Source organism: Cupriavidus taiwanensis (assembly GCF_900249755.1).
In the GTDB taxonomy this organism is placed as follows: domain Bacteria; phylum Pseudomonadota; class Gammaproteobacteria; order Burkholderiales; family Burkholderiaceae; genus Cupriavidus; species Cupriavidus taiwanensis_D.
Genome location: NZ_LT976854.1, coordinates 441,970 through 466,150, shown reverse-complemented (window position 1 = coordinate 466,150; position 24,181 = coordinate 441,970). Strand labels below are relative to the sequence as shown.

Annotated in this window: 17 protein-coding genes; 14 read left to right on the top strand and 3 right to left on the bottom strand. The window is 69.5% G+C overall.

Annotated features, from left to right (window positions below; translation table 11 throughout):
• Positions 1–148 precede the first annotated feature (148 nt).
• The 4 genes from CBM2594_RS17880 to CBM2594_RS17865 are packed head-to-tail and all read left to right on the top strand — an operon-like array spanning position 149 to position 6,796.
• Positions 149–1,558 carry an HlyD family efflux transporter periplasmic adaptor subunit gene (locus CBM2594_RS17880; protein WP_116358162.1) on the top strand — a complete coding sequence of 470 codons (1,410 nt, stop codon included), beginning with the start codon at positions 149–151 and terminating at the stop codon, positions 1,556–1,558.
• 21 nt (positions 1,559–1,579) lie between these two features.
• Complete coding sequence (locus tag CBM2594_RS17875) at positions 1,580–2,953, top strand: hypothetical protein (RefSeq protein WP_116358161.1); 1,374 nt, start codon at positions 1,580–1,582, stop codon at positions 2,951–2,953.
• A gap of 2 nt (positions 2,954–2,955) precedes the next feature.
• Positions 2,956–4,917 carry a glycosyltransferase gene (locus tag CBM2594_RS17870; RefSeq protein WP_116358160.1) on the top strand — a complete coding sequence of 654 codons (1,962 nt, stop codon included), beginning with the start codon at positions 2,956–2,958 and terminating at the stop codon, positions 4,915–4,917.
• A 37-nt stretch (positions 4,918–4,954) separates the two neighbouring features.
• Positions 4,955–6,796 carry an efflux transporter outer membrane subunit gene (locus CBM2594_RS17865; RefSeq protein WP_116358159.1) on the top strand — a complete coding sequence of 614 codons (1,842 nt, stop codon included), beginning with the start codon at positions 4,955–4,957 and terminating at the stop codon, positions 6,794–6,796.
• A gap of 25 nt (positions 6,797–6,821) precedes the next feature.
• Here CBM2594_RS17865 and CBM2594_RS17860 read toward each other — a convergent pair whose 3' ends face one another.
• Positions 6,822–7,997: a DUF1624 domain-containing protein gene (locus CBM2594_RS17860; RefSeq protein WP_116358158.1), complete on the bottom strand. Its 1,176-nt coding sequence runs from the start codon at positions 7,995–7,997 to the stop codon at positions 6,822–6,824.
• Between the two features lie 10 nt (positions 7,998–8,007).
• Positions 8,008–10,179, bottom strand: a complete 2,172-nt coding sequence (locus CBM2594_RS17855) for a TonB-dependent siderophore receptor (protein ID WP_116358157.1) — start codon at positions 10,177–10,179, stop codon at positions 8,008–8,010.
• A 99-nt stretch (positions 10,180–10,278) separates the two neighbouring features.
• Here CBM2594_RS17855 and CBM2594_RS17850 point away from each other — a divergent pair, with 99 nt between their 5' ends.
• Positions 10,279–10,701 carry a Fur family transcriptional regulator gene (locus CBM2594_RS17850; RefSeq protein WP_116358156.1) on the top strand — a complete coding sequence of 141 codons (423 nt, stop codon included), beginning with the start codon at positions 10,279–10,281 and terminating at the stop codon, positions 10,699–10,701.
• 133 nt (positions 10,702–10,834) lie between these two features.
• Positions 10,835–11,710, top strand: coding sequence for an EamA family transporter (locus tag CBM2594_RS17845; protein WP_116358155.1), 876 nt, complete (start codon positions 10,835–10,837; stop codon positions 11,708–11,710).
• 20 nt (positions 11,711–11,730) lie between these two features.
• On the opposite strand, the gene CBM2594_RS17840 is transcribed toward CBM2594_RS17845, so the two are convergent.
• Positions 11,731–12,309, bottom strand: a complete 579-nt coding sequence (locus tag CBM2594_RS17840; protein ID WP_116358154.1) for a GNAT family N-acetyltransferase — start codon at positions 12,307–12,309, stop codon at positions 11,731–11,733.
• Positions 12,310–12,387: 78 nt separating this feature from the next.
• Here CBM2594_RS17840 and CBM2594_RS17835 point away from each other — a divergent pair, with 78 nt between their 5' ends.
• The 8 genes from CBM2594_RS17835 to CBM2594_RS17800 all read left to right on the top strand — a co-directional run bounded on the left by CBM2594_RS17835 (position 12,388) and on the right by CBM2594_RS17800 (position 24,126).
• Complete coding sequence (locus tag CBM2594_RS17835; RefSeq protein ID WP_116358153.1) at positions 12,388–12,852, top strand: winged helix-turn-helix transcriptional regulator; 465 nt, start codon at positions 12,388–12,390, stop codon at positions 12,850–12,852.
• A gap of 329 nt (positions 12,853–13,181) precedes the next feature.
• Positions 13,182–14,501, top strand: a complete 1,320-nt coding sequence (locus tag CBM2594_RS17830; protein ID WP_116358152.1) for an MFS transporter — start codon at positions 13,182–13,184, stop codon at positions 14,499–14,501.
• A gap of 65 nt (positions 14,502–14,566) precedes the next feature.
• Entirely contained in the window at positions 14,567–17,128 is a 2,562-nt protein-coding gene (gene nirB, locus CBM2594_RS17825) for a nitrite reductase large subunit NirB (protein ID WP_116358151.1), read from the top strand.
• Positions 17,129–17,154: 26 nt separating this feature from the next.
• The gene (gene nirD, locus CBM2594_RS17820) at positions 17,155–17,538 is read left to right on the top strand and encodes a nitrite reductase small subunit NirD (RefSeq protein ID WP_116358150.1); all 384 of its coding nucleotides are present in this window, start codon (positions 17,155–17,157) and stop codon (positions 17,536–17,538) included.
• Between the two features lie 57 nt (positions 17,539–17,595).
• On the top strand, positions 17,596–18,837 hold the full coding sequence (locus CBM2594_RS17815; RefSeq protein WP_116359666.1) for an FAD-dependent oxidoreductase: 1,242 nt from the start codon (positions 17,596–17,598) through the stop codon (positions 18,835–18,837).
• A gap of 40 nt (positions 18,838–18,877) precedes the next feature.
• Positions 18,878–21,601: a nitrate reductase gene (locus CBM2594_RS17810; protein WP_116358149.1), complete on the top strand. Its 2,724-nt coding sequence runs from the start codon at positions 18,878–18,880 to the stop codon at positions 21,599–21,601.
• Positions 21,602–21,730: 129 nt separating this feature from the next.
• On the top strand, positions 21,731–22,738 hold the full coding sequence (locus CBM2594_RS17805; RefSeq protein ID WP_116358148.1) for a tripartite tricarboxylate transporter substrate-binding protein: 1,008 nt from the start codon (positions 21,731–21,733) through the stop codon (positions 22,736–22,738).
• Positions 22,739–22,977: 239 nt separating this feature from the next.
• A complete protein-coding gene (locus tag CBM2594_RS17800; RefSeq protein ID WP_116358147.1) occupies positions 22,978–24,126 on the top strand; it encodes an MFS transporter in 1,149 nt (382 codons plus the stop codon).
• Positions 24,127–24,181: the final 55 nt, after the last annotated feature.

The window sequence follows — 24,181 nt, the reverse complement described above, 5'->3', positions numbered from 1 at the left end:
AGCTGAATTGGGGACTTGCAAGCCGGGCCACGCGCGACTGCCCTTGCGCGACGCCGCACGCTTGCCTGACGAATACGCTCGCCCGGCATCCATGCGCCGGATGCCGGCGGGGATGCTTTTTGACTTTTGCTTGCCGGAGAACAACACCATGGCCGACCAGCGCAACAACCCGCCGCCGCGCCCTCATCCACTGACCCCGGCCCCGCTGCGCCATCCCCAGGGCGACGGCCTGGTGCAGCGCCCGCAGCCCGTCGCCGTGCCGCTATGGCATATCGTGCCGCGCATGGCGGGCTACGGCGTGGTGCTGTTCATCATCTGGGCCGTGCTGACGATCATGTTTCCAAATGTGTTTACGCGCTCGTCGGAGCGTGCGGTGGTGAACAGCCCGGTCAGCCTGGTGACGTCGCCGGTGGAAGGCGTGGTGATGAAGCAGATGGTGGCCGCGGGCCAGCCGTTCACGGCCAACCAGGCGCTGATGGTGGTGCAGAACCCCAACATCGACCGTTCGCTGCTGGTCGACCTGACCGGCAAGAAGCTCGACAACCAGCAGCGCTATGACTCCGCCAAGGCGCGGCTGGAAAGCAACCGCCGGCTGATGGCCGCCACCGAGCAGGACCTGCAGCGCTACAACAGCGCCGCGCAACGCGAGCACGCCGCGCGCGTGCGCGCGCTGGAGGCGCGGCTGGCCTCGGCCAATGCCCAGGAAGACCAGCAGCAGGAAGTGGTCAACCGCAACCAGAGCATGCAGTGGGCCGGCGCGGTCAGCGAGGCCTACACCAATGCCTCGCGCTACCAGCTGTCGATGCTGTCCAACGCCAAGGCCGCGGCCAGGGCCGAGCTCGACAACGCCATCGGCGAAAGCCAGGCGTCGCGCAACAAGGTCTATGCGTCGTCCACCGACGGCCCCAGCGCCACGCTCGCGCAGCGGCGCCAGGTGCTGGGCGCGGAAGCGGCGCAGCTGACGGCAGAGCTGGAGCAGCTGGAAGCCTACGGCAAGTCCGTCGACGAAATGATCGCCACCGAGCAGGAGCGCATCGAGCGGCTGTCCAACCTGGAGATCCGCTCGCCCGAGCCCGGCACCATCGAAGACCTGATCGCGCAGCCAGGCATGCGCGTTGCCGCCGGCGCCACGCTGGCGCGCGCCAGCAACTGCGCGCAGACGCGCGTGGTGGCGGTGTTCCCGCGCAGCCTCAGCGACAACCTGCTGCCCGGTGCGCGCCTGAACGTGCAGGTCGACGGCGTGACCACGGCGCTGCCGGCATCGGTGGCCGAGGTGCTGCCGCGCGCGCCGGACGGCGACCAGGCGCGCTACTTCGTGCCGTTCCCGCCGATCGAGAAGAACGAGATCTACGTGATCGCCAAGCTCGACCGCCCGCTGGGCAACCTGCCGGCGAAGGCCGGCGCGGCCTCTGCCACCACCGCCACGCCCGGCACGGCAGGCACGGCCGCCGCGGCGGCGCCCGCTGCATCGGCGCAGTCCGGGCACTGCGGCATGGGCCGCTGGGCGCGCGTCACGCTGAACCAGAGCTGGCTGGGCCAGTTGCGCGCATCGCTGTAAGCGCGCGCAAAGGAGAGCCGGATGCGACTGCCGATCCCGACTGCACGCCTGCCCCGCCTGGCCGCCGGCGCGCTGCTTCCCGCGCTGTTTCCCACCCTGCTGGCGCTGTCGCCAGTTGCGGCACGCGCCGCGAACGCTGCAGACGCCGCAGACCCCGCGCAGCAGGCGCTGCTGGCCGAAGGCTGCAAGGCGCTGACCGAGCAAGTCGGCCGCGCCGGCGGCGGCGGCCCGCTGTTCCTGCCTAGCTACGAGCCCGCGCCGGGCGGCGAGCCGCTGGCGCCGGCGCTGCGCAATGCCGCCTTCGTCTACGACAACGCGCTGGCCGGCATCGCGCTGATCGCGTGCAAGCGGCCCGCCGAAGCCCGCCGCATTGCCGATGCGGTGCTGCAGGCCACGCGCCAGGACCGCCACTTCCGCGACGCGCGCCTGCGCAACGCCTATCGCGCCGGGCCGTTGCCGGCGGGCCCGGTGCCGCTGCCGGGCTGGTGGGACGAACCGAGCAAGCGCTGGTTCGAAGACGCCTACCAGGCCGGCACCGCCACCGGCAACGTGGCCTGGGCCGCGCTGCTGCTGCTGGCAGTGCATGACGCCACGCGCGATGCGCGCTATCTGGACGGTGCCGCGGCGCTGATGGGCTGGGTGCATGCCACCGTGCCGGACCCGGCCGCGCCGGCCGGCTATATCGGCGGCTTCTTCGGCCATGAGCCGAAGCAGATCCGCCAGGGCTGGAAATCCACCGAGCACAACGTCGACACCTATGCCGCCTTCAGCTGGCTGGCCAGCGTGCGCAACGAGCCGCGCTGGCGCGACGGCGCGGCGCGCTCGCGCGGCTTTGTCAGCGCCATGTGGCAGCCGCGCGAGGGCCGCTTCATCATCGGCACGCACGACGACGGGCGCGCGCCCAATGCCGCCCCTTCGGCGCTGGATGCCGTGCTGTGGCCGCTGATCGCCTTCCCCGAGCCGCCGGCGGACTGGCGCCGCAACCTGGCGTGGGTCGAGGCGAAGCACCGCGCCGGCGCCGGCTACGGCTTCAAGGGCAGCCCTGACGGCATCTGGACCGAAGGCACCGGGCAGGCCGCGCTGGTGCTGCAGGCCGCGGGACAGGCGCGGCAGGCCGCGCCGCTGTGGCCGCTGCTGCGCGCGCAGCGCGCGCCGTCCGGCATGCTCTACGCCACGCCGCAGGCGCGCATCAGCACCGGGCTGTCGATCGGCCCGACCTCCACCACGGAGGACTTCCACTACTTCCACCTGCCGCACCTGGGCGCGACCGCCTGGGCGGTGCTGGCCGCCGCGCGCTGGAACCCGTTTCGCCCGGGCGGCTGCCTGGACCCGTCATGCCCGCCGCCGGCGATTGCCGCCTCCGGCAACACCGGCACTGCCAACAACAAGGACTGACGATGTTCGCCCTCTTCCTGGAAAACCAGACGCTGCTGGTCATCAACGGCGGCGTGCTGCTGGCCGTGGTGCTGCTGTCGCTGCTGTGCCGGCACGATCGTGCGGCGGACCGCATCCTGTTCGGCGGCGTCACCGCGCTGCTGCTGGGCGTGTACCTGACCTGGCGCGTCCGCGAAACCCTGCCCGACTGGCAGATGACTTTCGCCAGCGTATGGGCGCATGCGTTCTTTGCCTTCGAGTGCATGACGCTGGCCTACACGCTGCTGTCGATCGTGGTGCTGGCCCGCACCAGCAACCACACGCCCGATGCCGACGCGGGCGAGGCCGCGCTGCGCCGCGCGCAGCAGGTGCCGCCGGTGGACATCTTCATCGCCACCTACAACGAAGGGCTGGAGATCCTGGAGAAGACCATCGTCTCGGCGCTGGCGATCGACTACCCGGACTTCCGCGTCTGGGTGCTCGACGACACCCGCCGCGACTGGCTGCGCGAGTTCTGCGAGCGCGTCGGCGCGCACTACGTGACGCGCCCGGACAACGCCCACGCCAAGGCGGGCAACCTCAACAACGGCCTGCGCCACAGCGACGCCGCCGGCGGTGCGCCCTACATCCTGGTGCTCGACGCCGACTTCGCGCCCCATCGCAACATCCTGCTGCGCACCGTGGGCCTGTTCGCCGACCCGCGCGTGGGCGTGGTGCAGACGCCCCAGTTCTACTACAACGCCGACCCGATCCAGTACAACCTGCGCGCCACCGAATGCTGGGTCGACGAGCAGCGCGCGTTCTTCGACGTGATGCAGCCGGCCAAGGATGCCTGGGGCGCGGCGTTCTGCATCGGCACCTCGTTCGTGGTGCGGCGCGACCTGATCGAGCTGATCGGCGGCTTCCCCACCGGCACCGTGACCGAAGACATCCACCTGACCTACCGGCTGCTGCCGCACGGCTATATCACGCGCTGGCTCAACGAGCGCCTGAGCGTGGGCCTGTCCGCCGAAGGCCTGCCCGAGTACATCAGCCAGCGCAGCCGCTGGGGGCTGGGCACGATCCAGGTGGCGCTGACCGCCGACGGGCCGCTGCGCGGGCGCGGCTACACCGGGATGCAGCGCCTGCACTATGTGCACGGGCTGCTGCACTGGCTGTCGCGCCCGTTCACGCTGATGCTGCTGGCGGGGCCGCTGCTGTACTGGTACTTCGGCGTCTCCACGCTGTACGGCGAGCCGCTGCAGTTCCTGGCCTATGGCCTGCCCGCGCTGGTGGCGTACTGGGCGTACAGCATCTGGATCACCGGGCAGCGCGCCTTGCCGATCTTTACCGAGGTCACGCAGATCGTCGCGGCGCTGGCGGTGACCGCATCGCTGGTCAGCGCCATGTTCAAGCCGTTCGGGCGGCCGTTCAAGGTGACCAACAAGGGGCTGGACCGCTCCAAGCTGGTGATCCACGGCAAGTTCGCCGCGCTGTACGCGGGCCTGCTGGGCTTCTCCGCGCTCGGGCTGGGCCGCGCGCTGATGGTCGACCCCGATGCGCAAGGGCTGGCCTTCAACACGATCTGGACCGGGGTGGCGCTGATGCTGTACCTGGCCTCGTTGCTGGTGTGCGTGGAGTTGCCGCGCCCGCGCAAGGAAGAGCGCTTTCCGCACCATGCCGCCGCGCTGCTGCGCGTCGACGGGCGCGAGTACCGCGTCACCACCAAAGACCTGTCCTGCAACGGCGTGGCCGTGATCACGCCGCTGGCGCCGGCCTTCCGCCCCGGCATGGAGGGCGCGCTGTGGCTGGCGCAGACCGGCTGGATCCCGTGCCGCGTGGTGCGCCGCGACGGCCAGCTGCTGGGCATCGCGCTGCATGCCAGCATGGCCGCGCGCCACGCGCTGATCCGGCTGCTGTTCACCGACCCCGCCCACAACATTGCCCGACAAGGGCAGCCCCGGCTGGCGATCTCGCGCTTCATGCGGCGCGCGCTGATGGGCTGACCCCTGCTGCTATCCCTTTCTCTCTCCGGAACGATCCATGCGAAGCCTGCCCCGCCCCCGATGCCGTACGCCCCTGCCGCCACGCCTGCTGCTGCCCGGCGCGCTTGTCCTGGCGCTTGCCGCGTGCACGCTCGAGCCGCAATACCAGCGCCCCGAAGCCCCGATCCCGTCAGCATGGCCGGACGGCGCGGCCTACCGCACTTCGCAAGCCAGGCCGGCCAACGCCACCGCGCAGTCGGCACAGCCAGGCCAGCCGGCGCAGCCCCCCGGCCCCTCTGCCGCCGACCTGGGCTGGCGCGATGTCTTCGTCGACCCGCAGCTGCGCCAGCTGATCGAGCTGGCGCTGGCCAACAACCGCGACCTGCGCATGGCCACGCTGGCCATCGACGAAGCCCGCGCGCTGTACCAGATCCAGCGCGCGGCGCAGTTCCCCACCGTGGAGGGCACTGCCGGCGTGGTGTCGCAGCGGCTGCCGCAACGGCTGCGCGCGGCGGGACAGTCGCCGCAGATCACCACGTACAACGCCGGCATCGGCCTGACCGCGTTCGAGCTGGACTTCTTCGGCCGCGTGCGCAGCCTCAAGCATGCCGCGCTGGAGGAATACATGGCCACCGAGGAGGCGCGCCGAAGCGCGCAGATCAGCCTGGTGGCGGAAGTGGCCAGCGCCTACCTGACGCTGCGCGCCGACCGCGCGCTGCTGCAGCTGTCGCAGGACACGCTCAAGACCCAGCAGGACGCGGCGGAGATGGTGCGGCGCGGGCACCAGGTGGGCGCGATGGCGCAGCTGGACCAGCACCGCGCGCAAACCCAGGTGCAGACCGCGCAGGTGGGCGTGGAGCAGTACACCCGGCAGGTGGCGCAGGACGAGAACGCGCTGGCACTGCTGATCGGCGGCCCGCTGCCAAAGTCGGTGCTGGATGCCGGTGCCGCGCCTGCGAATCCGAATGCCCCCGCGCCCGACCCGCTCGACGCACGCATGCTGATGCGCGAGTTCCCGGAAGGCCTGCCTTCCAGCGTGCTGGTGCGCCGGCCCGACATCCTCGACGCCGAGCACCGGCTCAAGGCCGCCAACGCCAATATCGGCGCGGCGCGCGCAGCCTTCTTCCCGCGCATCTCGCTGACCGGCGCGCTGGGCGTGGCCAGCAGCAGCCTGGCCGGATTGTTCTCGGGCGGCATGGCGTGGGTCTTTGCGCCGCAGCTGACGGTGCCGATCTTCGATGCGGGACGCAACCGCGCCGGCCTGGATGCGGCCAACGTGCGCAAGGACATCAACGTCGCCAACTACGAGAAGACCATCCAGACCGCCTTCCGCGAAGTGGCCGACAGCATGGCGGCACGCGCCACCTACGAGCGCCAGGTGCAGGCGCAGGAAGCGCTGGTGCGCGAGGGCAGCGAAACCCGGCGGCTGTCGGAGATGCGCTTCAAGAACGGCGTGGACGACTACTTCGGCGTGTTCGATGCGCAGCGCCAGCTCTACACCGCGCAGCAGGCGCTGATCACCTACAAGCTGGCCGGGCTGACCAGCCGCGTGTCGCTGTACAAGGCGCTGGGCGGAGGCTGGCGCGAAGTGACCGAGGCCGCGCCGGTGGCCGGCGGCGGGAGCCAGGCGGCGGCCGTTGCCCGGCCGCAGGCAGCGGCGCGGCCCCAGGCGGTGGCGCAACCTCAGGCTGTTGCGCAGCCGCAAGCCGTCGCGCGACCGCAGGCGGGGGCGCAGCCGCAAGCCGTCGCGCAGCCGCAAGCCGTCGCACAGCCGCAAGCCGTCGCACAACAACAGCCCGTCGCGCAGCCGCAACCCGCGGTGCAACCGCAAGCGCCGGCACCGTCCCCGGCAACGGTCCAGCCGGTCCAGCCGGCCCCTGCCGCGACTGCGCCGCGCTAAGGCACGCGCGGCGCGGAGACGCTGGTCAGAAGTATTTCAGCCAGCGCCAGTCGCGCCGCGCCGCCTTCAGCGCGGCGAACCAGCGCACCGCCGGCCACAGCACCAGCGCCAGCACCGCTGCCACCAGCCACAGCTGCCAGACATGGTCGAAGCCGAACACGCGGCCCTGGTTCAGCCCCCAGCGGTACACGCAAAACTGGTACAGGCCCTGCAGCACATACAGGTGCAGCAGGTAGAAGAACATCGGCACCGCGCCGAACACGGCCAGGCAGCGCGCCGCCCGGCCGCCCTGCACGCGCTCCAGCCACGCCAGCAGCAGGCAGCCGGTGCCCAGCGTCAGCAGCAGGAACAGCAGCGACGGCGGGTACTTGGTGACGTTGAGGAAGCTCATCGCGGTATGCAGGGCATCCGCGCCTGGCATCCATTTCTGCTCCTGGCCGTAGCCATTGAGCGCGCGCAGGCCGGCAAACCCGGCCAGCATCGCCACGCCCCATCCGGCCAGCCGCAGCTGCCGCACGCGCGCGGGCACGCCGGTGGCAAACCACGGCCCTGCCGCGTAGCCCAGCGCGATCACGCCGATCCACGGCAGCACCGGGTATGAGGTGCGCACGCGCAAGCCGTCGGCCACCTCGATCCAGGTGCGGTCGTGCAGGATCGCCCAGGGCACGTGCCAGGCACTGTCGACGGGAAAATGCAGCGGGCTCAGCAGGTTATGCCCGGCCACCAGTGCCACGCCCACCGCAACCAGCGCCGCGCGCGGCAGCCACACCAGTGCCGCCAGCGCCAGCATGCTCAGCCCGATGGCCCAGATCACCTGCAGGTAGATCACCTGCGGCGGCAGCCGCCAGGTCCAGGCATAGCCCACCAGGGTCAGCTCCAGCACCACCAGGAACAGGCCGCGCCTGAACAGGAAGCCGCTGACCGCGCGCCGGTCATGGCCGGCGTTGCCATAGAGCCAGGCCGAGACCCCCGCCAGGCCGATAAACACCGGCGCGCACAGGTGGGCCAGCGTCCGCGAAAAGAACAGCGCCGGCGAGATGGCGGCGACGTCCATCGGATCGCCGACCGGCACGTGCAGGAAGAACATGTCCCGCACATGGTCCAGCAGCATGATCAGGATCACCAGCCCGCGCAGCGCGTCGATGGAAAGCAGCCTGCGGGTTGGGCCGGAGGCGCTCCGCGCCAGTGGAATCGGCATCATCGGTCCCTCTTCAGTAGCTCAGCTGCACGCCCAGCCGCACGCTGCGGCCCGCGCCGGGCGCCACCCACAGGCTGCTGTACGAGCTGGCGTAATAGGTCTTGTCGAACAGGTTGCCGACGTTGAGCGAGACGCGCACATGACGGCTGTATTGCCAGTAGCCGTGCAGGTCCACCAGCACGTAGGCCGGCAGCGCGAAGCTGTCCTGCACGTCGCCCGGGCGCCGCCCCACGTAGCGCAGGCCGGCGCCGGCGCCGTAGCGCTGGCCCACCGGGGCCGCGTCTTCATACATCGCCAGCAGGCTGGCGCTGGTGCGCGGCACGTTGGACAACGGCGTGCCGGGGGCGAGGCGGGTGTCCTGCGTGATCTCGGCATCGGTCAGCGCAAAGCTGCCCGAGACGCGCCAGTGCGTGCCGAGCTGCCCGGCCACGTCGAGCTCGACGCCGCGGCTGCGCGCTTCACCGGCGGCGAGATAGAACGACGGATCGGCCGGGTCGGCGGCCAGCACATTGCGCTTGCGGATCTCGAACACGGCCAGCGTGGCGCCGGTGCGGCGGTCGTCGCTGTCGAACTTGATGCCGGCCTCCAGCGCGCGGCCGCGCTCGGGGTCGAACGGCTGGCCGGCGGCATCGGTGCCGGCATTGGGTCGGAACGACTGGCTGGCATTGGCGAACAGCGACAGGTTGTTGCTGGCCAGGTAGCTCACGCCCACGCGCGGCGACACCGCGTTGTGGTGCTGCGTGGTGCGGGTGCCGCGCAGGTGGTCGTCCAGCGACTGGCTGAAGCTGTCGAAGCGCACGCCGGCCAGCACGCGCCAGCGCTCGCCCAGACTGATCTGGTCCTGGGCATAGGCGCCGATATTGTGCTGGCGCTCGTAGGTGTCCATGTTCCACGCCAGCGGCGGCGCCGGCTGGCCATAGACCGGGTTGTAGATATCGATCGCATACGGCGCCGCGGCGCTGGGGTTCTTGCGCAGGATCGCCATGGTGTTGCCGAAGCGGTAGGCGTCCACGCCCAGCAGCAGTTCATGCCCCACCGGGCCGGTGCTGAACTTGCCGGTCACGCTGGCCTGCAGCGAAACATCGTCGGACTGGAAATCGCGGTAGCGGTGCTGGCGCCACAACGTGCGGCCATCGGCGGCGAGCGACGCGGCCTCGCTCGAATGCCCCACCAGCGCGCCGCCGCGGTACGACAGGCCGAGCCTGCCCTTCCAGTCCGGCGAGAACTGGTGCTCCACGCTGAGCTGGTGCGACTGGCTGTCCAGGCGCAGGCTGCCGTCGCCGGGCTCGCCCAGGAAGCGCGAGCGCGGGATGCGGCCCAGCTGGCCGTTGACAGCCACCACGCCGCGATCCATCGGCGTGGTGTAGCGCTGGAATTCCGCCGCGTACTGCAGGATGGTGTCTCGGCCCAGCATCCACGTGAACGACGGCGCCACCAGGTAGCGCTGGCTGTGGATGAAGTCGCGCGTGCTGCCCTGGTGGTCGGCGACCGCGATCAGCCGGCCGGCGATGCCTTCGCCCAGCGGACCGGTGATGTCCGCGGTGGCACGGTAGCCGTCGCGCGTGCCCAGCTCGAAACCGTAGCGCTGCGCGGGGCGGAACTGCGGCTGGCGCGTGACCACGTTGAAGGTGCCGCCGGGTTCGCTGCTGCCGTACAGCGATGAGGTCGGGCCCTTGAGCACTTCGACGCGGTCGATGGTGGCCGCGTCCAGCGGCGCGGTATAGCCGCGGTTGGCGGCGAAGCCGTTGACCAGGTAGCCGGCGCCGGTGTTTTCATGCCCGGTGAAGCCGCGCATGGCAAAGTTATCCCACAACCCGCCGAAGTTGTTCTGCCGCGCCACGCCGCTGACGTAGTCGAAGGTCTGGTCGAAGCGGGTCGCGGCAAGGTCGTCGAGCATGGCGCGCGGCACCACGCGCACCGACTGCGGGATCTCGCGCAGCGGCGTGTCGGTGCGGGTCGCGCCCGAGGCATCGGGCGGGTTGTATGATGCGGTGGCCGTGCCGGTCACCGACACCGTGGGCAGCGTAATATCGGATGGCTGCGCGCTGTCCGCCGCGTCTGCCAGGCCGGACAGCGCCAGCATCAGCGCGGCCAGCGGCCGCCGGGCCGGCACCGGCCGGGACACAACGCGCGGGAAGGAAAGCGGCACCCGGTGCCGGGCATGGCTGGGCTGCGCAAGCAGCATAAGGAACACCCCGAAAAAAACGAGCCGCCGCGGCGGCCATCCGACTGGCAAACCGCGGCGACTCACTAATGATAATAGATTCTCACTAAGATTCTAGGCATGGAACGCATGACCCGTCAACGCGGCGCCGTGATCGACGCGCTGCGCGAAGCCGGCCGGCCGCTGAGCCCGGCCGAGATCCTGGCCGCGGCCCAGCGCCAGGTGCCGTCCCTGGGCCTGGCCACGGTCTATCGCAATCTTCGTGCCCTGCTCGACGATGCGCAGGTGCACGCGGTGGAATTGCCCGGCCAGGCGGACCGGTATGAACTGGCCGACGAAGCCGGCGCCGTGACGCATCGCCACTACTTCCAGTGCCTGACGTGCGATCGCGTGTTCCCGCTGGAAGGGTGCCCCGGCCACCTGGAAGAGATCACGCCGCCCGGCTTCGTGGTGGAGCACCACGAACTGACGCTGCTTGGCCGCTGCCCGGACTGCGCCGGCAAGCCCGGCAAACGGCGCAAGGCCGCGGCGCGGGACCACTGAGCGGCGGCATGGGCCGCGCCTGGCCCAACTGTACTGAGCCGCCATCGCACACCTGTATATGGCGCCCGCGCCGCGCTTGCCGCATGATGCGGCTGCATTCGCGCAGGCCCCACCATTGAGACAGGATTCCACCTTGCAGCACGCCGCCGCCCACCGCCGCTCCACCCTGATCGCCGTACTGGCCCTGACCGGCTCGATGGCCTCGCTGTGCATCGGCACCTCGTTTGCCAAGAGCCTGTTCTCGGCGCTGGGCGCGCAGGGCACCACGGCGCTGCGGGTCAGCTTTTCCGCGCTGATCCTGCTGTGCGTCTGGCGCCCGTGGCGCATGCCGCTGACGCGCGCCAACGCGCGCGCGATCGCGCTGTACGGGGCCGCGCTGGGCGCGACCAACCTGCTGTTCTACATGTCGCTGCGGACCATTCCGCTGGGGCTGGCAATTGCCATCGAGTTCACCGGGCCGCTGGCGGTGGCGGTGCTGTCGTCGCGGCGCGCGATCGACTTCCTGTGGATTGCCTTTGCCGTGACCGGTCTGCTGCTGTTGCTGCCGGTCGGCGATGCCGCCGGCACGCTGGATCCGGTCGGCATCGGCTATGCGCTGGCCGCGGGCGTGGGCTGGGCGCTGTATATCGTGTTCGGGCAGATGGCGGGCAACGCCCACGGCGGGCAGGCGACTTCGCTGGGGCTGACCATGGCGGCACTGGTGGTGCTGCCGTTCGGGCTGGCGCATGCGGGCACCGCGATGTTCAGCCCGACGCTGCTGCTGTTCGGGCTGGCGGTCGGGATCATGTCGAGCGCCATCCCCTACTCGCTCGAGATGGTCGCGCTCAAGCGCCTGCACCGGCGCACCTTCGGCATCCTGCTGAGCATGGAGCCGGCCATGGGTGCGCTCGCCGGGCTGGTGTTCCTGCATGAACAGCTGAGCCCGCTGCAGTGGCTGGCGATCGCCAGCATCATCACGGCCTCGGTCGGCTGCACCATGACCTCGCGCGGCAAGCGCGAGGCCGGCTGAAGCGCCGGGCGCGCGGCCGCTCAGCGCGCGCTGAACCAGTCCGCGGGCAGCCGGTGCGCGCTGCGTGCCGGCTGGGCCAGCGCCAGGGAGACTTCATGCAGGAAGCTGTCCTGCGGGTTGCGGCGGCTGGCAAAGCCCAGCCCATGCAGGATGGAAAGCATGCGGCGGTTCTCGCTGAGCACGTCGCCGCGCAGCCCGTGCAGGCCGGCCGCGCGCGCCAGTTCGCACAGCCTGGCGATCAGGCGCCGGCCCAGGCCCTGGCCCTGCCAGGCATCGGCCACCACCACGGCAAACTCGGCGATCTGGCCGGACACGACATATTCGGCGCTGGCGACGATAGCCGGATCTCCGTCGTCACGGCGGGCGACCACCACCAGCGCCACGCCGTCCCCCGGCGCGGCCAGGCCCGCGACGATCTCGTCCACCACGCGCCCGCCGGTCAGGAAGCGGAAGTAGCGGCTTTCCCGCGACAGCCCATCGACCATCGCGCGCAGCGCCGCGCCGTCCTGGTCCCGCGTCCGTCGCAGCGTCATCTGCGTGCCCCGTGCTGCCGTCCAGCTTTCCGTCACGCCGCAGCGTCCCAGGCTCTGGAGATCCATGCTGCCACCCTCTGGATTCATAATTTGTAGCCAGAGTATAGGAGATAACCTGACTTTTGCAAATGAAGTCAGCGTGCTATGCTTGCCCGCATCATGACCACCACTTCGTCCGATCTCCGCCATTGCTCGATCGCCTCCACGCTGTCGTTGATCGGCGAAAAGTGGACGATCCTGGTCCTGCGCGACGTTTTCCACGGCGTGACGCGCTTCGATGACTTCCTGCGCCGGCTGGAATGCTCGCCGGCGGTGCTGTCGGCGCGGCTCAGGACGCTGACCGACGCCGGCCTGCTGCGCAAGGTCGGCTACCGCGAACCCGGCGAACGCGAACGCTTCGAGTACCGCCCCACCCGCGCCGCGGTGGAGCTGCTGCCGGTGCTGGTCGGCCTGATGCAATGGGGCGACTGCCACATGGCCTCCGACGGCGGCCCGGTCGAGATCCGCTCGCGCGCGAACGGCCAGCGGGTACGCGCGGCACTGGTCGACGAAGACGGCGCCGAGGTCTCGCCGCGCGACATGCAGGTCATTCCCCGCCCCGGCGCCTGACACCGCCAACTTCCTGATTGCCGGTGCCGCACCGCACCAGCGCAGTCCATTGCACTGCACCATGAGCGTGCCGCACGCCGGCCGCCCGCCCCACCACAGCGCATTTCCGGCCGCTGCGGCCCCGGCAGCGCGCCCTTAACGGCCATTGCGCGTCACATACCGGCTTGGCACACCCCTTGCGTAATCGGGTCCGGGCCCGTCAACGGCGACCGGCCCACCCCCACATACACAGCCCCTATCCCATGTAGCGGCTGTCAGGACAACGGCGTCCCCTGAACCGGCTTCACGGCCGGTTTGCGGGACGCCATTTGTTTTTGGAGCAAGTGACGATGACCGGCAAAGCCACCCGCATCGAGCTGCTGAGCTTGAGCACTCCGCAGATGCGCGCCTTCCACCTGACCTGGATGGCGTTCTTCGTGTGTTTCTTCGCGTGGTTTGCCTGCGCGCCGCTGATGCCGGTGCTCAAGGGCGAGTTCGGCCTGAGCGCCGGCCAGATCGCCAACATCAACATCGCCGCGGTCGCGGTGACGATCCTGGTGCGCCTGGTGATCGGCCCGATGTGCGACCGCTTCGGCCCGCGCAAGACCTATACCGCGCTGCTGGCGCTGGGCGCGCTGCCGGTGCTGGGCGTGGCGCTGGCGCAGAACTATGAAACCTTCCTGGTGTTCCGGCTGCTGATCGGCGCGGTCGGCGCCAGCTTCGTGATCACGCAGTACCACACCTCGGTCATGTTCGCGCCCAACGTGGTCGGCACCGCCAACGCGACCACGGCCGGCTGGGGCAATGCCGGCGGCGGCGCCGCGCAGGCGCTGATGCCGCTGGTGCTGGCCGCGGTGCTGATGCTCGGCGCGGACCACGCCTTCGGCTGGCGCATCGCGCTGCTGGTGCCGGGGGTGCTGATGCTGGCGATGGCAGTGGTCTATTTCCGCTTCACCCAGGACTGCCCGGAAGGCAACTACGCCGACCTGCGCGCCCGCGGCATCGAAATCAGCGGCAAGGATGCCGGCAAGGGCGGCGGCTGGGCCAGCTTCCGCGCCGCCAGCGCCAACTACCGCGTGTGGCTGCTGTTCATCACCTACGGCGCCTGCTTCGGCGTGGAGATCTTCATCCACAACATCGCCGCGATGTACTACGTCGACCGCTTCGGCCTGAGCCTGAAAGCAGCCGGCATGGCCGCCGCCAGCTTCGGCCTGCTGGCGCTGTTCGCCCGCGCGCTGGGCGGCTGGCTGTCGGACAAGGCGGCGCGCCGGCGCGGCCTGGATGCGCGCGCCACGCTGCTGTTCGTGCTGATCCTGGGCGAAGGCCTGGGCCTGCTGTGGTTCGCGCAGGCCGGCAACGTGGCGCTGGCGGTGGTGGCGATGCTGCTGTTCGGCCTGTTCACCCACATGGCGTGCGGCGCGACCTACGCGCTGGTGCCCTTCATCGACCGCAAGGCGCTGGGCGGCGTGGCCGGGATCATCGGCGCGGGCGGCAACGTCGGCGCGGTGGCCGCGGGCTTCCTGCTCAAGGGCCTGGGCAACGTGCAGCAGACCCTGACGGTGCTGGGCGTGCTGGCCACCATCGCCGCGCTGTGCGCCATCGCCATCCGCTTCAGCGCCGAGCACAAGGCGCAGGAGCAGGCGCTGTACGACAGCGCGCTGGCCAACTGATTCCCAGGCATCGCCCCACAGCAACATCAGGCAGCAAAGACTGACTACCGGACAAGGAAAGCATCATGAAACTGATCATCGTCGGCCACGGCATGGTGGGTCACAAGTTCCTGGAATCGCTGGCGCAGGCCGGCGCGGACAACCTCGACGTGACCATCCTGTGCGAAGAACCGCGTCCCGCCTACGATCGCGTGCACCTGTCCGAGTTCTTCGCCGGCAAGTCGGCAGAAGACCTGTCGCTGGTGCCGGCGGGCTTCTTCGAGCAGCACGACAACATGCTGCTGCGCCTGAACGCGCGCGCCGTGAAGATCGATCGCGCCGCGCGCACGGTCAAGGTCTCCACCGGCGAGACCCTGTCCTATGACAAGCTGGTCCTCGCCACCGGCTCCTACCCGTTCGTGCCGCCGGTGCCGGGCAAGGACCGCAAGGACTGCTTCGTCTACCGCACCATCGAAGACCTGGAAGCGATGCAGGAATGCGGCGCGCGCTCGAAGACCGGCGTGGTGGTCGGCGGCGGCCTGCTCGGCCTCGAATGCGCCAAGGCGCTGCGCGACATGGGCCTGCAGACCCATGTGGTGGAGTTCGCGCCGCGGCTGATGGCGGTGCAGGTCGATGAAGGCGGCGGCCGCATGCTGCGCCAGAAGATCGCTGCGCTGGGCGTGACCGCGCACACCGGCAAGAACACCGTCGAGATCGTCGACGGCGAGGACGGCACCCATCGCATGGTATTCGCCGACGGCACGCACCTCGACACCGACATGATCGTGTTCTCCGCCGGGATTCGCCCGCGCGACGAACTGGCGCGCGCCTGCGGCCTGGAAGTCGGTGCGCGCGGCGGTATCGCGGTCGACAACAACTGCCGCACCTCCGACCCGGACATCTACGCGATCGGCGAATGCGCGCTGTGGGACGGCAAGATCTACGGCCTGGTGGCCCCGGGCTACGACATGGCCCGCGTCGCCGCACGCCACCTGCGCGGCGAGGCGGCCGAGTTCAGCGGCGCCGACATGAGCACCAAGCTCAAGCTGATGGGCGTGGACGTGGCCAGCATCGGCGACCCGCACGGCACCGTGCCCGGCGCGCGCATCTACCAGTTCAGCGACGACCGCAAGGAGGTCTACAAGAAGCTGGTGGTGTCCGACTGCGGCAAGTACCTGCTGGGCGGCGTGCTGATCGGCGATGCCAGTGAATACGGCACGCTGCTGCAGATGATGCTGAACCGGATCGAGCTGCCCGAGTCGCCCGAGTTCCTGATCCTGCCCGACAGCAGCGGCAAGGCGCGCCCGGCGCTCGGCGCCGATGCCCTGCCCGATACCGCGCAGATCTGCTCTTGCAACAACGTCTCAAAGGGCGAGATCTGCGCCGCCGTCTGCGACGGCTCGACCAGCATCGGCGCACTGAAGAGTTGCACCAAGGCCGGCACCGCCTGCGGCGGCTGCGTGCCGCTGGTCACGCAGATCATGAAGGCGGAGATGAAGAAGCAAGGGATGGCGGTCAACAACCACCTCTGCGAGCACTTCCCGTTCTCGCGCCAGGAGCTCTACCACCTGGTGCGCGTGGGCAAGTTCAAGACCTTCGAGGCGCTGCTGGAAGCGCACGGCAATGGCCTGGGCTGCGACATCTGCAAGCCCACCGTGGGCAGCATCCTGGCGTCGTGCTGGAACGAGTTCGTGCTGAAGGAAGAGCACGCCAGCCTGCAGGACTCCAACGACTACTACCTCGCCAACATCCAGAAGGACGGCACCTACTCGGTGGTGCCGCGCATGCCGGGCGGCGAGGTCACGCCCGAAGGCCTGATCGCCGTGGGCCAGGTCGCGAAGAAGTACGGCCTCTACACCAAGATCACCGGCGGCCAGCGCGTCGACCTGTTTGGTGCGCGTGCCGAGGAACTGCCCTATATCTGGGAAGAGCTGATCGCCGCCGGCTTTGAATCCGGGCACGCCTACGGCAAGGCGCTGCGCACGGTGAAGTCGTGCGTGGGCTCGACCTGGTGCCGCTATGGCGTGGGCGACTCGGTCGGCCTCGCCATCGAGCTGGAGAACCGCTACAAGGGCCTGCGCGCGCCACACAAGATCAAGTTCGGCGTGTCCGGCTGCACCCGCGAATGCGCCGAGGCGCAAGGCAAGGACGTCGGCGTGATCGCCACCGAGAAAGGCTGGAACCTGTACGTGTGCGGCAACGGCGGCATGAAGCCGCGCCACGCCGAACTGCTGGCCAGCGACCTCGACCACGACACGCTGGTGCGCTACATCGACCGCTTCCTGATGTTCTACGTGCGCACCGCCGACCGGCTGCAGCGCACCAGCGTCTGGCGCGACAACCTCGAAGGCGGCCTGGATTACCTGAAGGCCGTGGTGCTGGACGACAAGCTGGGCCTCGCCGCCGAACTGGAAGCCGAGATGCAGCACGTGGTCGACACCTATGAAGACGAATGGAAGAAGGCCGTGACCGACCCCGAGACGCGCAAGCGCTTCCGCCACTTCGTCAACAGCGACCGCCGCGACGACAACCTCGTCTTTATCGAAGAGCGCGGCCAGATCCGCCCGGCCACGCCGGAGGAACGGAACTTGCAGCGCTCACGGCTGAGCCACATTCCCGTGGTGTCCATGCCCGCGAAAGCCGCCTGACCGTGCCCGCAAACAAGGAGAACGTGATGAGCCATCCCCACCATCCCGAAACCTGGACCGCCGTCTGCACCGTACGCGATATCGTGCCCAATACTGGTGTGTGCGCGCTGGTCGACGACCGGCAGGTCGCCGTCTTCCGCATCGGCCGCGGCGACGAGGTCTACGCCATCGACAACTTCGATCCCAACGCGCAGGCCGCGGTGCTGTCGCGCGGGCTGGTCGGCAACCTGGGCGAGCGCCTGGTGGTGGCCTCCCCCATCTACAAGCACCACTTCGACCTGCGCACCGGCGAATGCCTGGAGGCCCCCGAGCACTCGGTCAACGCCTACGCCGCGCGCGTCTATGACGGCAAGGTGTGGATCGCCGCCGAAGTGGCCGTGCGCGAGGCCGAGGAAGAACTCGCCGCCTGATCCGGCGCCCGCCCGATGCTGCCCCAGCCCAACTGCCCCGCCAACGGAGACGCCGGCATGACCCCTTCCGCCAACCCCCGAGCCCGGCCGCGCCTGGTCGTCGTCGGCAACGGCATGGCCGGCATGCGCACGGTGGAGGAACTGCTGCGCCTGGCCCCGGATCTGTACGACATCACGGTGTTCGGCGCCGAGCCGCACGGCAACTACAACCGCATCCTGCTGTCGCCGGTGCTGGCCGGCGAGAAAACGGTGGCGGACATCATGCTGAACACGCGCGAATGGTACGAAGAGCATGGCATCGAGCTGCTCGCCGGCGATCCGGTGGTGGCAATCGACCGGCCGCGCCGCGTGGTGCGTTCCGCCTCGGGACGCGAGGTGCGCTATGACCGCCTGCTGCTGGCCACCGGCTCCAAGCCCTTCATCATTCCGGTGCCGGGCCACCTGCTCGACGGCGTGATCGCGTTTCGCGACATCCAGGACGTCGAGACCATGCTGCATGCCGCGCGCAACCACCGCCACGCGGTGGTGATCGGCGGCGGGCTGCTGGGGCTGGAAGCCGCCAACGGCCTGCTGCGCCAGGGCATGGACGTGACCGTGGTGCACCTGGCCGACTGCCTGATGGAACGCCAGCTCGACAAGCCCGCCGCCACGCTGCTCAAGGGCGCGCTGGAACGCAAGGGCCTGCGCTTTCTTCTGAGCGCGCAGACCGCGGAGATCCTCGGCACCGAACGCGTCACCGGCGTGCGCTTCAAGGACGGCAGCGAGATCCCGGCCGACCTGGTGGTAATGACCGCCGGCGTGCGCCCCAATATCGAACTGGCCGCCAGCGCCGGCCTGCACTGCGAGCGCGCCATCGTCGTGGACGACACGCTGCAGACCTACGACCCGCGCATCTACGCCGTCGGCGAATGCGTTCAGCATCGCCAGGCTACCTTCGGCCTGGTCGCGCCGATCTGGGACCAGGCACGCGTCTGCGCCGCCCACCTCGCCGGTGCCGGCCATCGCCGCTACGTGCAGCAGGCCACCGCGACCAAGCTGAAAGTGACCGGCGTCGACCTGTATTCCGCCGGCGACTTCATCGGTGCGGAAGGCTCCGAAGACCTGGTGCTGCGCGACGCGCGGCGTGGCGTCTACAAGCGCCTGGTGCTGCAGGACGGCTGCCTGGTCGGTGCCGTGCTGTACGGCGACGTGCAGGACGGGCCGTGGTATTTCGACATGATCCAGCGCCGCACGCCGGTGGGCCCACTGCGCCAGCGCCTGCTGTTCGGCAAGGCGCAGTGCGAAGCGCTCGCTGCCTAGCATCATCCAAAGCCATACAACGCCCCCGCACGGAGAACGCGTGAACCTGTCCGACATCCCGGTTGTCTCTGCAACCCTGACCACTACCACCGCCACGACCTGCCCGTACTGCGGCGTCGGCTGCGGCGTGCGTGCCACGGTGCGCGCCGACGGCCAGGTCGAGATCGCGGGCGACGCGCAGCATCCGTCCAACCAGGGGCGGCTGTGCGTCAAGGGCTCGGCGCTGGGCGAGACCGTGGACCTGGAAGGCCGCCTGCTCCATCCCAGGCTGCGCGGCGCCGACGGCCAACTGCGGCAGGTGTCGTGGGACGATGCGCTCGACACCGTGGCCCAGGGCTTCAGCGACATCATCCGCCGCCACGGTCCCGATTCCGTCGCGCTCTACGTCTCGGGCCAGCTGCTGACCGAGGACTATTACGTCGCCAACAAGCTGATGAAGGGCTTTATCGGCAGCGCCAATATCGACACCAACTCGCGCCTGTGCATGTCGTCGGCCGTGGCCGGCCACAAGCGCGCCTTCGGCGAAGACCTGGTGCCGGGCAACTACGAAGACCTGGAACTGGCCGACCTGGTGGTGCTGGTCGGCTCCAACACCGCGTGGTGTCACCCGATCCTGTTCCAGCGCCTGTCCCGCGCCAAGGAAGCGCGCCCGGAGATGAAGATCGTGGCGATCGACCCGCGCCGCACCGCCACCTGCGAGCTGGCCGACCTGCACCTGGCGCTCCGTCCCGGCACCGACGTATGGCTGTTCAACGGGCTGCTGAGCTACCTCGCGCGCGAGGGCCACGCCAACGCCGCGTTCGTTTCCGCCAGCACCGCGGGGCTGGATGAGGCCTTGCAGGCGGCCGACGCCGCCTGCGCCGATCCGGCCGCCGTGGCGCGCGCCTGCAAGCTCAGCGTGCAGGACGTGCTGGCCTTCTACCAGCTGTTCGCGCAAACCGGGAAGACCGTGACGGCGTTCTCGCAGGGCGTCAACCAGTCGTCGGCCGGCACCGACAAGGTCAACAGCATCATCAACTGCCACCTGCTCACCGGTCGCATCGGCCAGCCGGGCATGGGCCCGTTCTCGCTGACCGGCCAGCCCAACGCGATGGGCGGGCGCGAGGTCGGCGGCCTGGCCAACATGCTGGCCGCGCACATGGAGCTGGCCAATCCGCTGCATCGCGAAGTCGTGCAGGGGTTCTGGCAATCGCCGGCGATGGCCGATCGCCCGGGCCTGAAGGCCGTGGAGCTGTTCGAGGCCATCGAAGCCGGCCGCGTCAAGGCGGTCTGGGTGATCGCCACCAACCCGGTGGTGAGCCTGCCGGACGCCGACCAGGTGCGCCGCGCGCTGGCCCGCTGCGAACTGGTGGTCAGCAGCGATATCATCGAGCGTACCGACACCAACGCCGCCGCGCATGTGCTGCTGCCCGCGCTGGGCTGGGGCGAGAAAGACGGCACCGTCACCAACTCGGAGCGGCGCATTTCGCGCCAGCGCGCGTTCCTGCCGGCGCCCGGCGAAGCGCGCGCGGACTGGGACATCCTGTGCGACGTGGCACGCCGCATGGGTTTCAGCGGCTTCGACTATGCCGGGCCGCACCAGATCTTCGACGAACACGCGCGCCTGAGCGCATGGCGCAACGATGCCGCGCCGCGCGCGTTCGATATCGGCGGACTGGCCGGCCTGGACCCGGCGCGCTATGACGGACTGGAACCCGTGCAATGGCCCGTGCCCGCGCATGGCAGCCATGACGCGCGGCGGCTGTTCGGCGACGGCCGCTACGCCCACGCCGACGGCCGCGCCCGCTTTGTCGCCACGCCGCCGCGCGCGCCCGCCCACGCGCCCGATGACGACTTCCCGCTGATCCTGAACACCGGCCGCGTGCGCGACCAGTGGCACACCATGACCCGCACCGGCAAGTCGGCCAAGCTGGCCGACCACTTGCCCGAGCCCTTTGTCGACATGCACCCGCAGGACGCGCTGCTGTGCGGCGTGGGCGAGGGCAAGCTCGCGCGCGTCAGCACGCGCTGGGGCGCAATGGTCGCGCGCGTACGCCACGGCGGCGGCATTCCGCGCGGCAGCGTGTTCGTGCCGATCCACTGGAACGGGCAGTTCAGCTCTGACGCGCGCGTCGGCGCGCTGGTCAATCCGGTGGTCGATCCCGTTTCCGGCGAGCCCGAGTTCAAGCACACGCCCGTGCGGGTCGAGCCCTTCGGCGTGCACTGGCATGGCTTCATGCTGAGCCGCCGCGCGCTGCCGGCGCAAGCGCTGACCTACTGGACGCGCGTGCAGGGCCGCCAGTTCCAGCGCTATGAATTCGCCGGCCGCGACACCATCGCCGACCGCACCGCCTGGGCCCGCGCGCTGCTCGGCGTGACCGATCCGGACGCCGACTGGCTGGAATATGAGGACCGCGCGGCGGGCGTGTACCACGCGGGCCATGTCGTCGATGACCGGCTCGAGGCCTGCGTCTATGTGTCGACACGTCCCGAGCTGCCCTCGCGCGCCTGGCTCGCCGGCCTGTTCGGACGCGAGCGGCTGGAAGACGCCGACCGCATCGGCCTGCTGCTCGGACAGCCGATGGAGAAAGGCGCCGATGCCGGCCCGACGGTGTGCTCGTGCTTCGGCGTGGGCCGCAACACCATCTGCGATGCGGTGCGCAAGCACGACCTGAAAACGCCCGCGGAGATCACCGCCTGCGTCAAGGCTGGCGGCAACTGCGGCTCTTGCGTGCCGGAGCTGAAGAAGCTGCTGGTGGAGGTGCGCGTGGCCGAAGCGGCCTGATCTTTCACCGGGCATTAGGCATCCTTCAGGAGAACCAGATTGCTGTCGCCGCGGCTTGCCGCCATGCTAGCCGCGCAACCGCGACAAGCCGCGCCGGACCCACGGCGCGGCACCAATCTGGAGACAGCAATGAAGGATGCGAAGTACTGGCACGCCGGGCCACGATGGCTGGCGGCTGTGATGATGGCGGCTGCCGCCATGGCAGGCGCCTCCGGCGCGGCAGCTGCCGATGCCTATCCGGCCAGGCCAATCACTCTGGTAGTCCCCTACTCCGCCGGCGGCCCGACCGATGTCGTCGCGCGCACGCTGGCGCAAGCCATGTCGCAAGACCTTGGCCAGAGCGTGGTGGTGGAGAACCGCACCGGCGCCGGCGGCACCGTGGCCGCCGCCTTTGTCGCCCGCGCCCAGGCCGACGGCTATACGCTGCTGATCCACCACAACGGCATGGCGACCGCGCCGGCGCTGTACAAGAAGCTGTCCTATGCGCCGCTGAAGGACTTCGAGTACGTCGGCCAGGTGGCGGACGTGCCGATGACGCTGATGGGCCGCAAGGACCTGCCGGCCAGGACGGTGCCGGAACTGATCCAGTACGTGACGCAAAACAAGGACAAGGTCTCGCTGGCCAATGCCGGCCTGGGCGCCGTCTCCCAGTTGTGCGGTCTGTTGTTCGAACAATCGGTGCACGTGAAGCTGAACGCGATTCCCTACCAGGGCGCGGGCCCGGCGCTGACCGCGCTGCTGGGCGGCCAGGTCGACCTGCTGTGCGACCAGACCACGGCCACGCTGCCGCATATCCAGGCCGATCGCGTGCGGCTGTTCGGCGTCACCACGCCCGCGCGGATCAAGGCGCTGCCGCAGGCTCCCACGCTGCAGGAAGGCGGCCTGAAGGGCTTCGACGTCAAGGTGTGGCACGGCATCTACGCGCCCCGGGGCACGCCCCCGGCCGCAGTGGACCGCCTGACGAAGGCGCTGCAGAAGGGCCTGAAAGATCCGGCCGTGATCAGGAAGCTGGATGGACTGGGTGCGGAGATCGTACCGGTCGACAAGCAGACGCCGGAGGGACTGCGGACTCTGCTGAAGGCGGAAAGCGACAAGTGGCAACCGCTGTTGAAGTCGATGAAGGTAGAGGCCGACTGAGCCAGCGATCCGCTTCCCGACAATAAGTTAGAATCTTCCCATCTTCCGGGCGGACTTTCTGGTCCGCCCATTCCCGCCTGGCGGTGCCCCGCGCACCGTTCCGCCTTTGCGCCCGACGCCGCGGCGCCATTTGATTTCCACGATTTAGCTGGTTTTTAGCCAATGATGCCGTCGCCTTGCGTCATCTTGTATCGCGCTCGGCTATCCGTCTCTCATCTCGAATCCAATGGAGTTTGCGCATGCCATCGCCTTTCCTGTTGCCTGTCCTGGCCGTTTCGGTGTGCATGGTCGGGGCTGCCGAATTCATGCTCGCGCCAATGCTGGCCCCGCTGGCGACGGCTTTTCACACGTCGCCGGCGCATGTGTCGGGACTGGTCTCGGCCTATGCCTTTTCCTACGCCGCGGCGGCGCCGCTGATGGGTTGGCTCTCGGATCGCGCCGGACGCCGCGGGGTGCTGCTCGGCGCCATGCTGCTGTTTGCCGCGGACAGCATTGCCCTGACGCTGGTTCCAACGTTGCAGGCCGCCATGGCCCTGCGTGTGCTGGGCGGCCTGGCCGCCGCCGCGACGATCCCGACCGTCTTCGCCCTGATCGCCGATCGGATTCCGCCGGCGAGACAAGCAGGTGCCATGGGTGGCGTCATGCTCGGCATGACCGTGGGGATCGCGGCTGGACCTGCAGTGGCGGGTTTACTGGCCGAGGCCTGGGGCTGGCACGCGCCATTTCTGGTGATCGGCGGGAGTTGCCTCGCGGCCTTCGCGGCGGGCTGGCGCGTGATTCCGCGCGATTTGCCGGCCAGCCCCGGGATCGGTAGTTCGACCCTTGCCAAGACGTCCGCCGCCGGTATCTTCCGGCTTCTGCTCGCAAAGGGCGCCTGGAATGGCAGCGCCGTGGCGAGCTATGTCTTTGCGGGAGAAGTACTGCGGATGCGATATGGGCTGGAAGTGGCGGCTGTTGGGATCGCCATTTCCGTATTCGGTCTGGGGCTGGGTATTGGCAATATGCTGGCGGGGCAGGCCAGCCGGCGTTACCGGCGCGAAGAAAGCACGCTGGTTTTCGCTACCGTGGTAGTTGCCGTCTCCATGACATTGTTCCTGACGACTGCCATCGGACTGCCGGTCGCGCTGGGATGCCTGCTGATCTGGGGCACGGCACTGGGTATTGCAGCACCTGCCAGCACTGCCATCCTCGCGCAGCGGGCGGGTGCGAACAAAGGCAAGGTGCTGGCGGCGTCCGAAAGCGTCAATAACTTGGCCGTACTGATGCTGTTGCCGGTCGCCGGAAGCGCGTCGGCAACATACGGTGTCACGCCAGCCGCGGCGTTGCTCGGCGGACTCTGCCTGGCTGGCGCCATCATGAGCGCCGCTGTCCGGCGCGCCGCGGCCTAACGCGGGCTAGACCTGCCTTTGTGCCACGCCAAAAACAAAACCCCTCGCAGCGAAC

Bases quoted from the DNA above. Each gene is read 5' to 3' on its own strand.
- CBM2594_RS17880 (WP_116358162.1), top strand. From the start codon at position 149: ATGGCCGACCAGCGCAACAACCCGCCGCCGCGCCCTCATCCACTGACC.
- CBM2594_RS17875 (WP_116358161.1), top strand. From the start codon at position 1,580: ATGCGACTGCCGATCCCGACTGCACGCCTGCCCCGCCTGGCCGCCGGC.
- CBM2594_RS17870 (WP_116358160.1), top strand. From the start codon at position 2,956: ATGTTCGCCCTCTTCCTGGAAAACCAGACGCTGCTGGTCATCAACGGC.
- CBM2594_RS17865 (WP_116358159.1), top strand. From the start codon at position 4,955: ATGCGAAGCCTGCCCCGCCCCCGATGCCGTACGCCCCTGCCGCCACGC.
- CBM2594_RS17860 (WP_116358158.1), bottom strand. From the start codon at position 7,997: ATGATGCCGATTCCACTGGCGCGGAGCGCCTCCGGCCCAACCCGCAGG.
- CBM2594_RS17855 (WP_116358157.1), bottom strand. From the start codon at position 10,179: ATGCTGCTTGCGCAGCCCAGCCATGCCCGGCACCGGGTGCCGCTTTCC.
- CBM2594_RS17850 (WP_116358156.1), top strand. From the start codon at position 10,279: ATGGAACGCATGACCCGTCAACGCGGCGCCGTGATCGACGCGCTGCGC.
- CBM2594_RS17840 (WP_116358154.1), bottom strand. From the start codon at position 12,309: ATGGATCTCCAGAGCCTGGGACGCTGCGGCGTGACGGAAAGCTGGACG.
- CBM2594_RS17835 (WP_116358153.1), top strand. From the start codon at position 12,388: ATGCTTGCCCGCATCATGACCACCACTTCGTCCGATCTCCGCCATTGC.
- CBM2594_RS17830 (WP_116358152.1), top strand. From the start codon at position 13,182: ATGACCGGCAAAGCCACCCGCATCGAGCTGCTGAGCTTGAGCACTCCG.
- nirB (WP_116358151.1), top strand. From the start codon at position 14,567: ATGAAACTGATCATCGTCGGCCACGGCATGGTGGGTCACAAGTTCCTG.
- nirD (WP_116358150.1), top strand. From the start codon at position 17,155: ATGAGCCATCCCCACCATCCCGAAACCTGGACCGCCGTCTGCACCGTA.
- CBM2594_RS17815 (WP_116359666.1), top strand. From the start codon at position 17,596: ATGACCCCTTCCGCCAACCCCCGAGCCCGGCCGCGCCTGGTCGTCGTC.
- CBM2594_RS17805 (WP_116358148.1), top strand. From the start codon at position 21,731: ATGAAGGATGCGAAGTACTGGCACGCCGGGCCACGATGGCTGGCGGCT.
- CBM2594_RS17800 (WP_116358147.1), top strand. From the start codon at position 22,978: ATGCCATCGCCTTTCCTGTTGCCTGTCCTGGCCGTTTCGGTGTGCATG.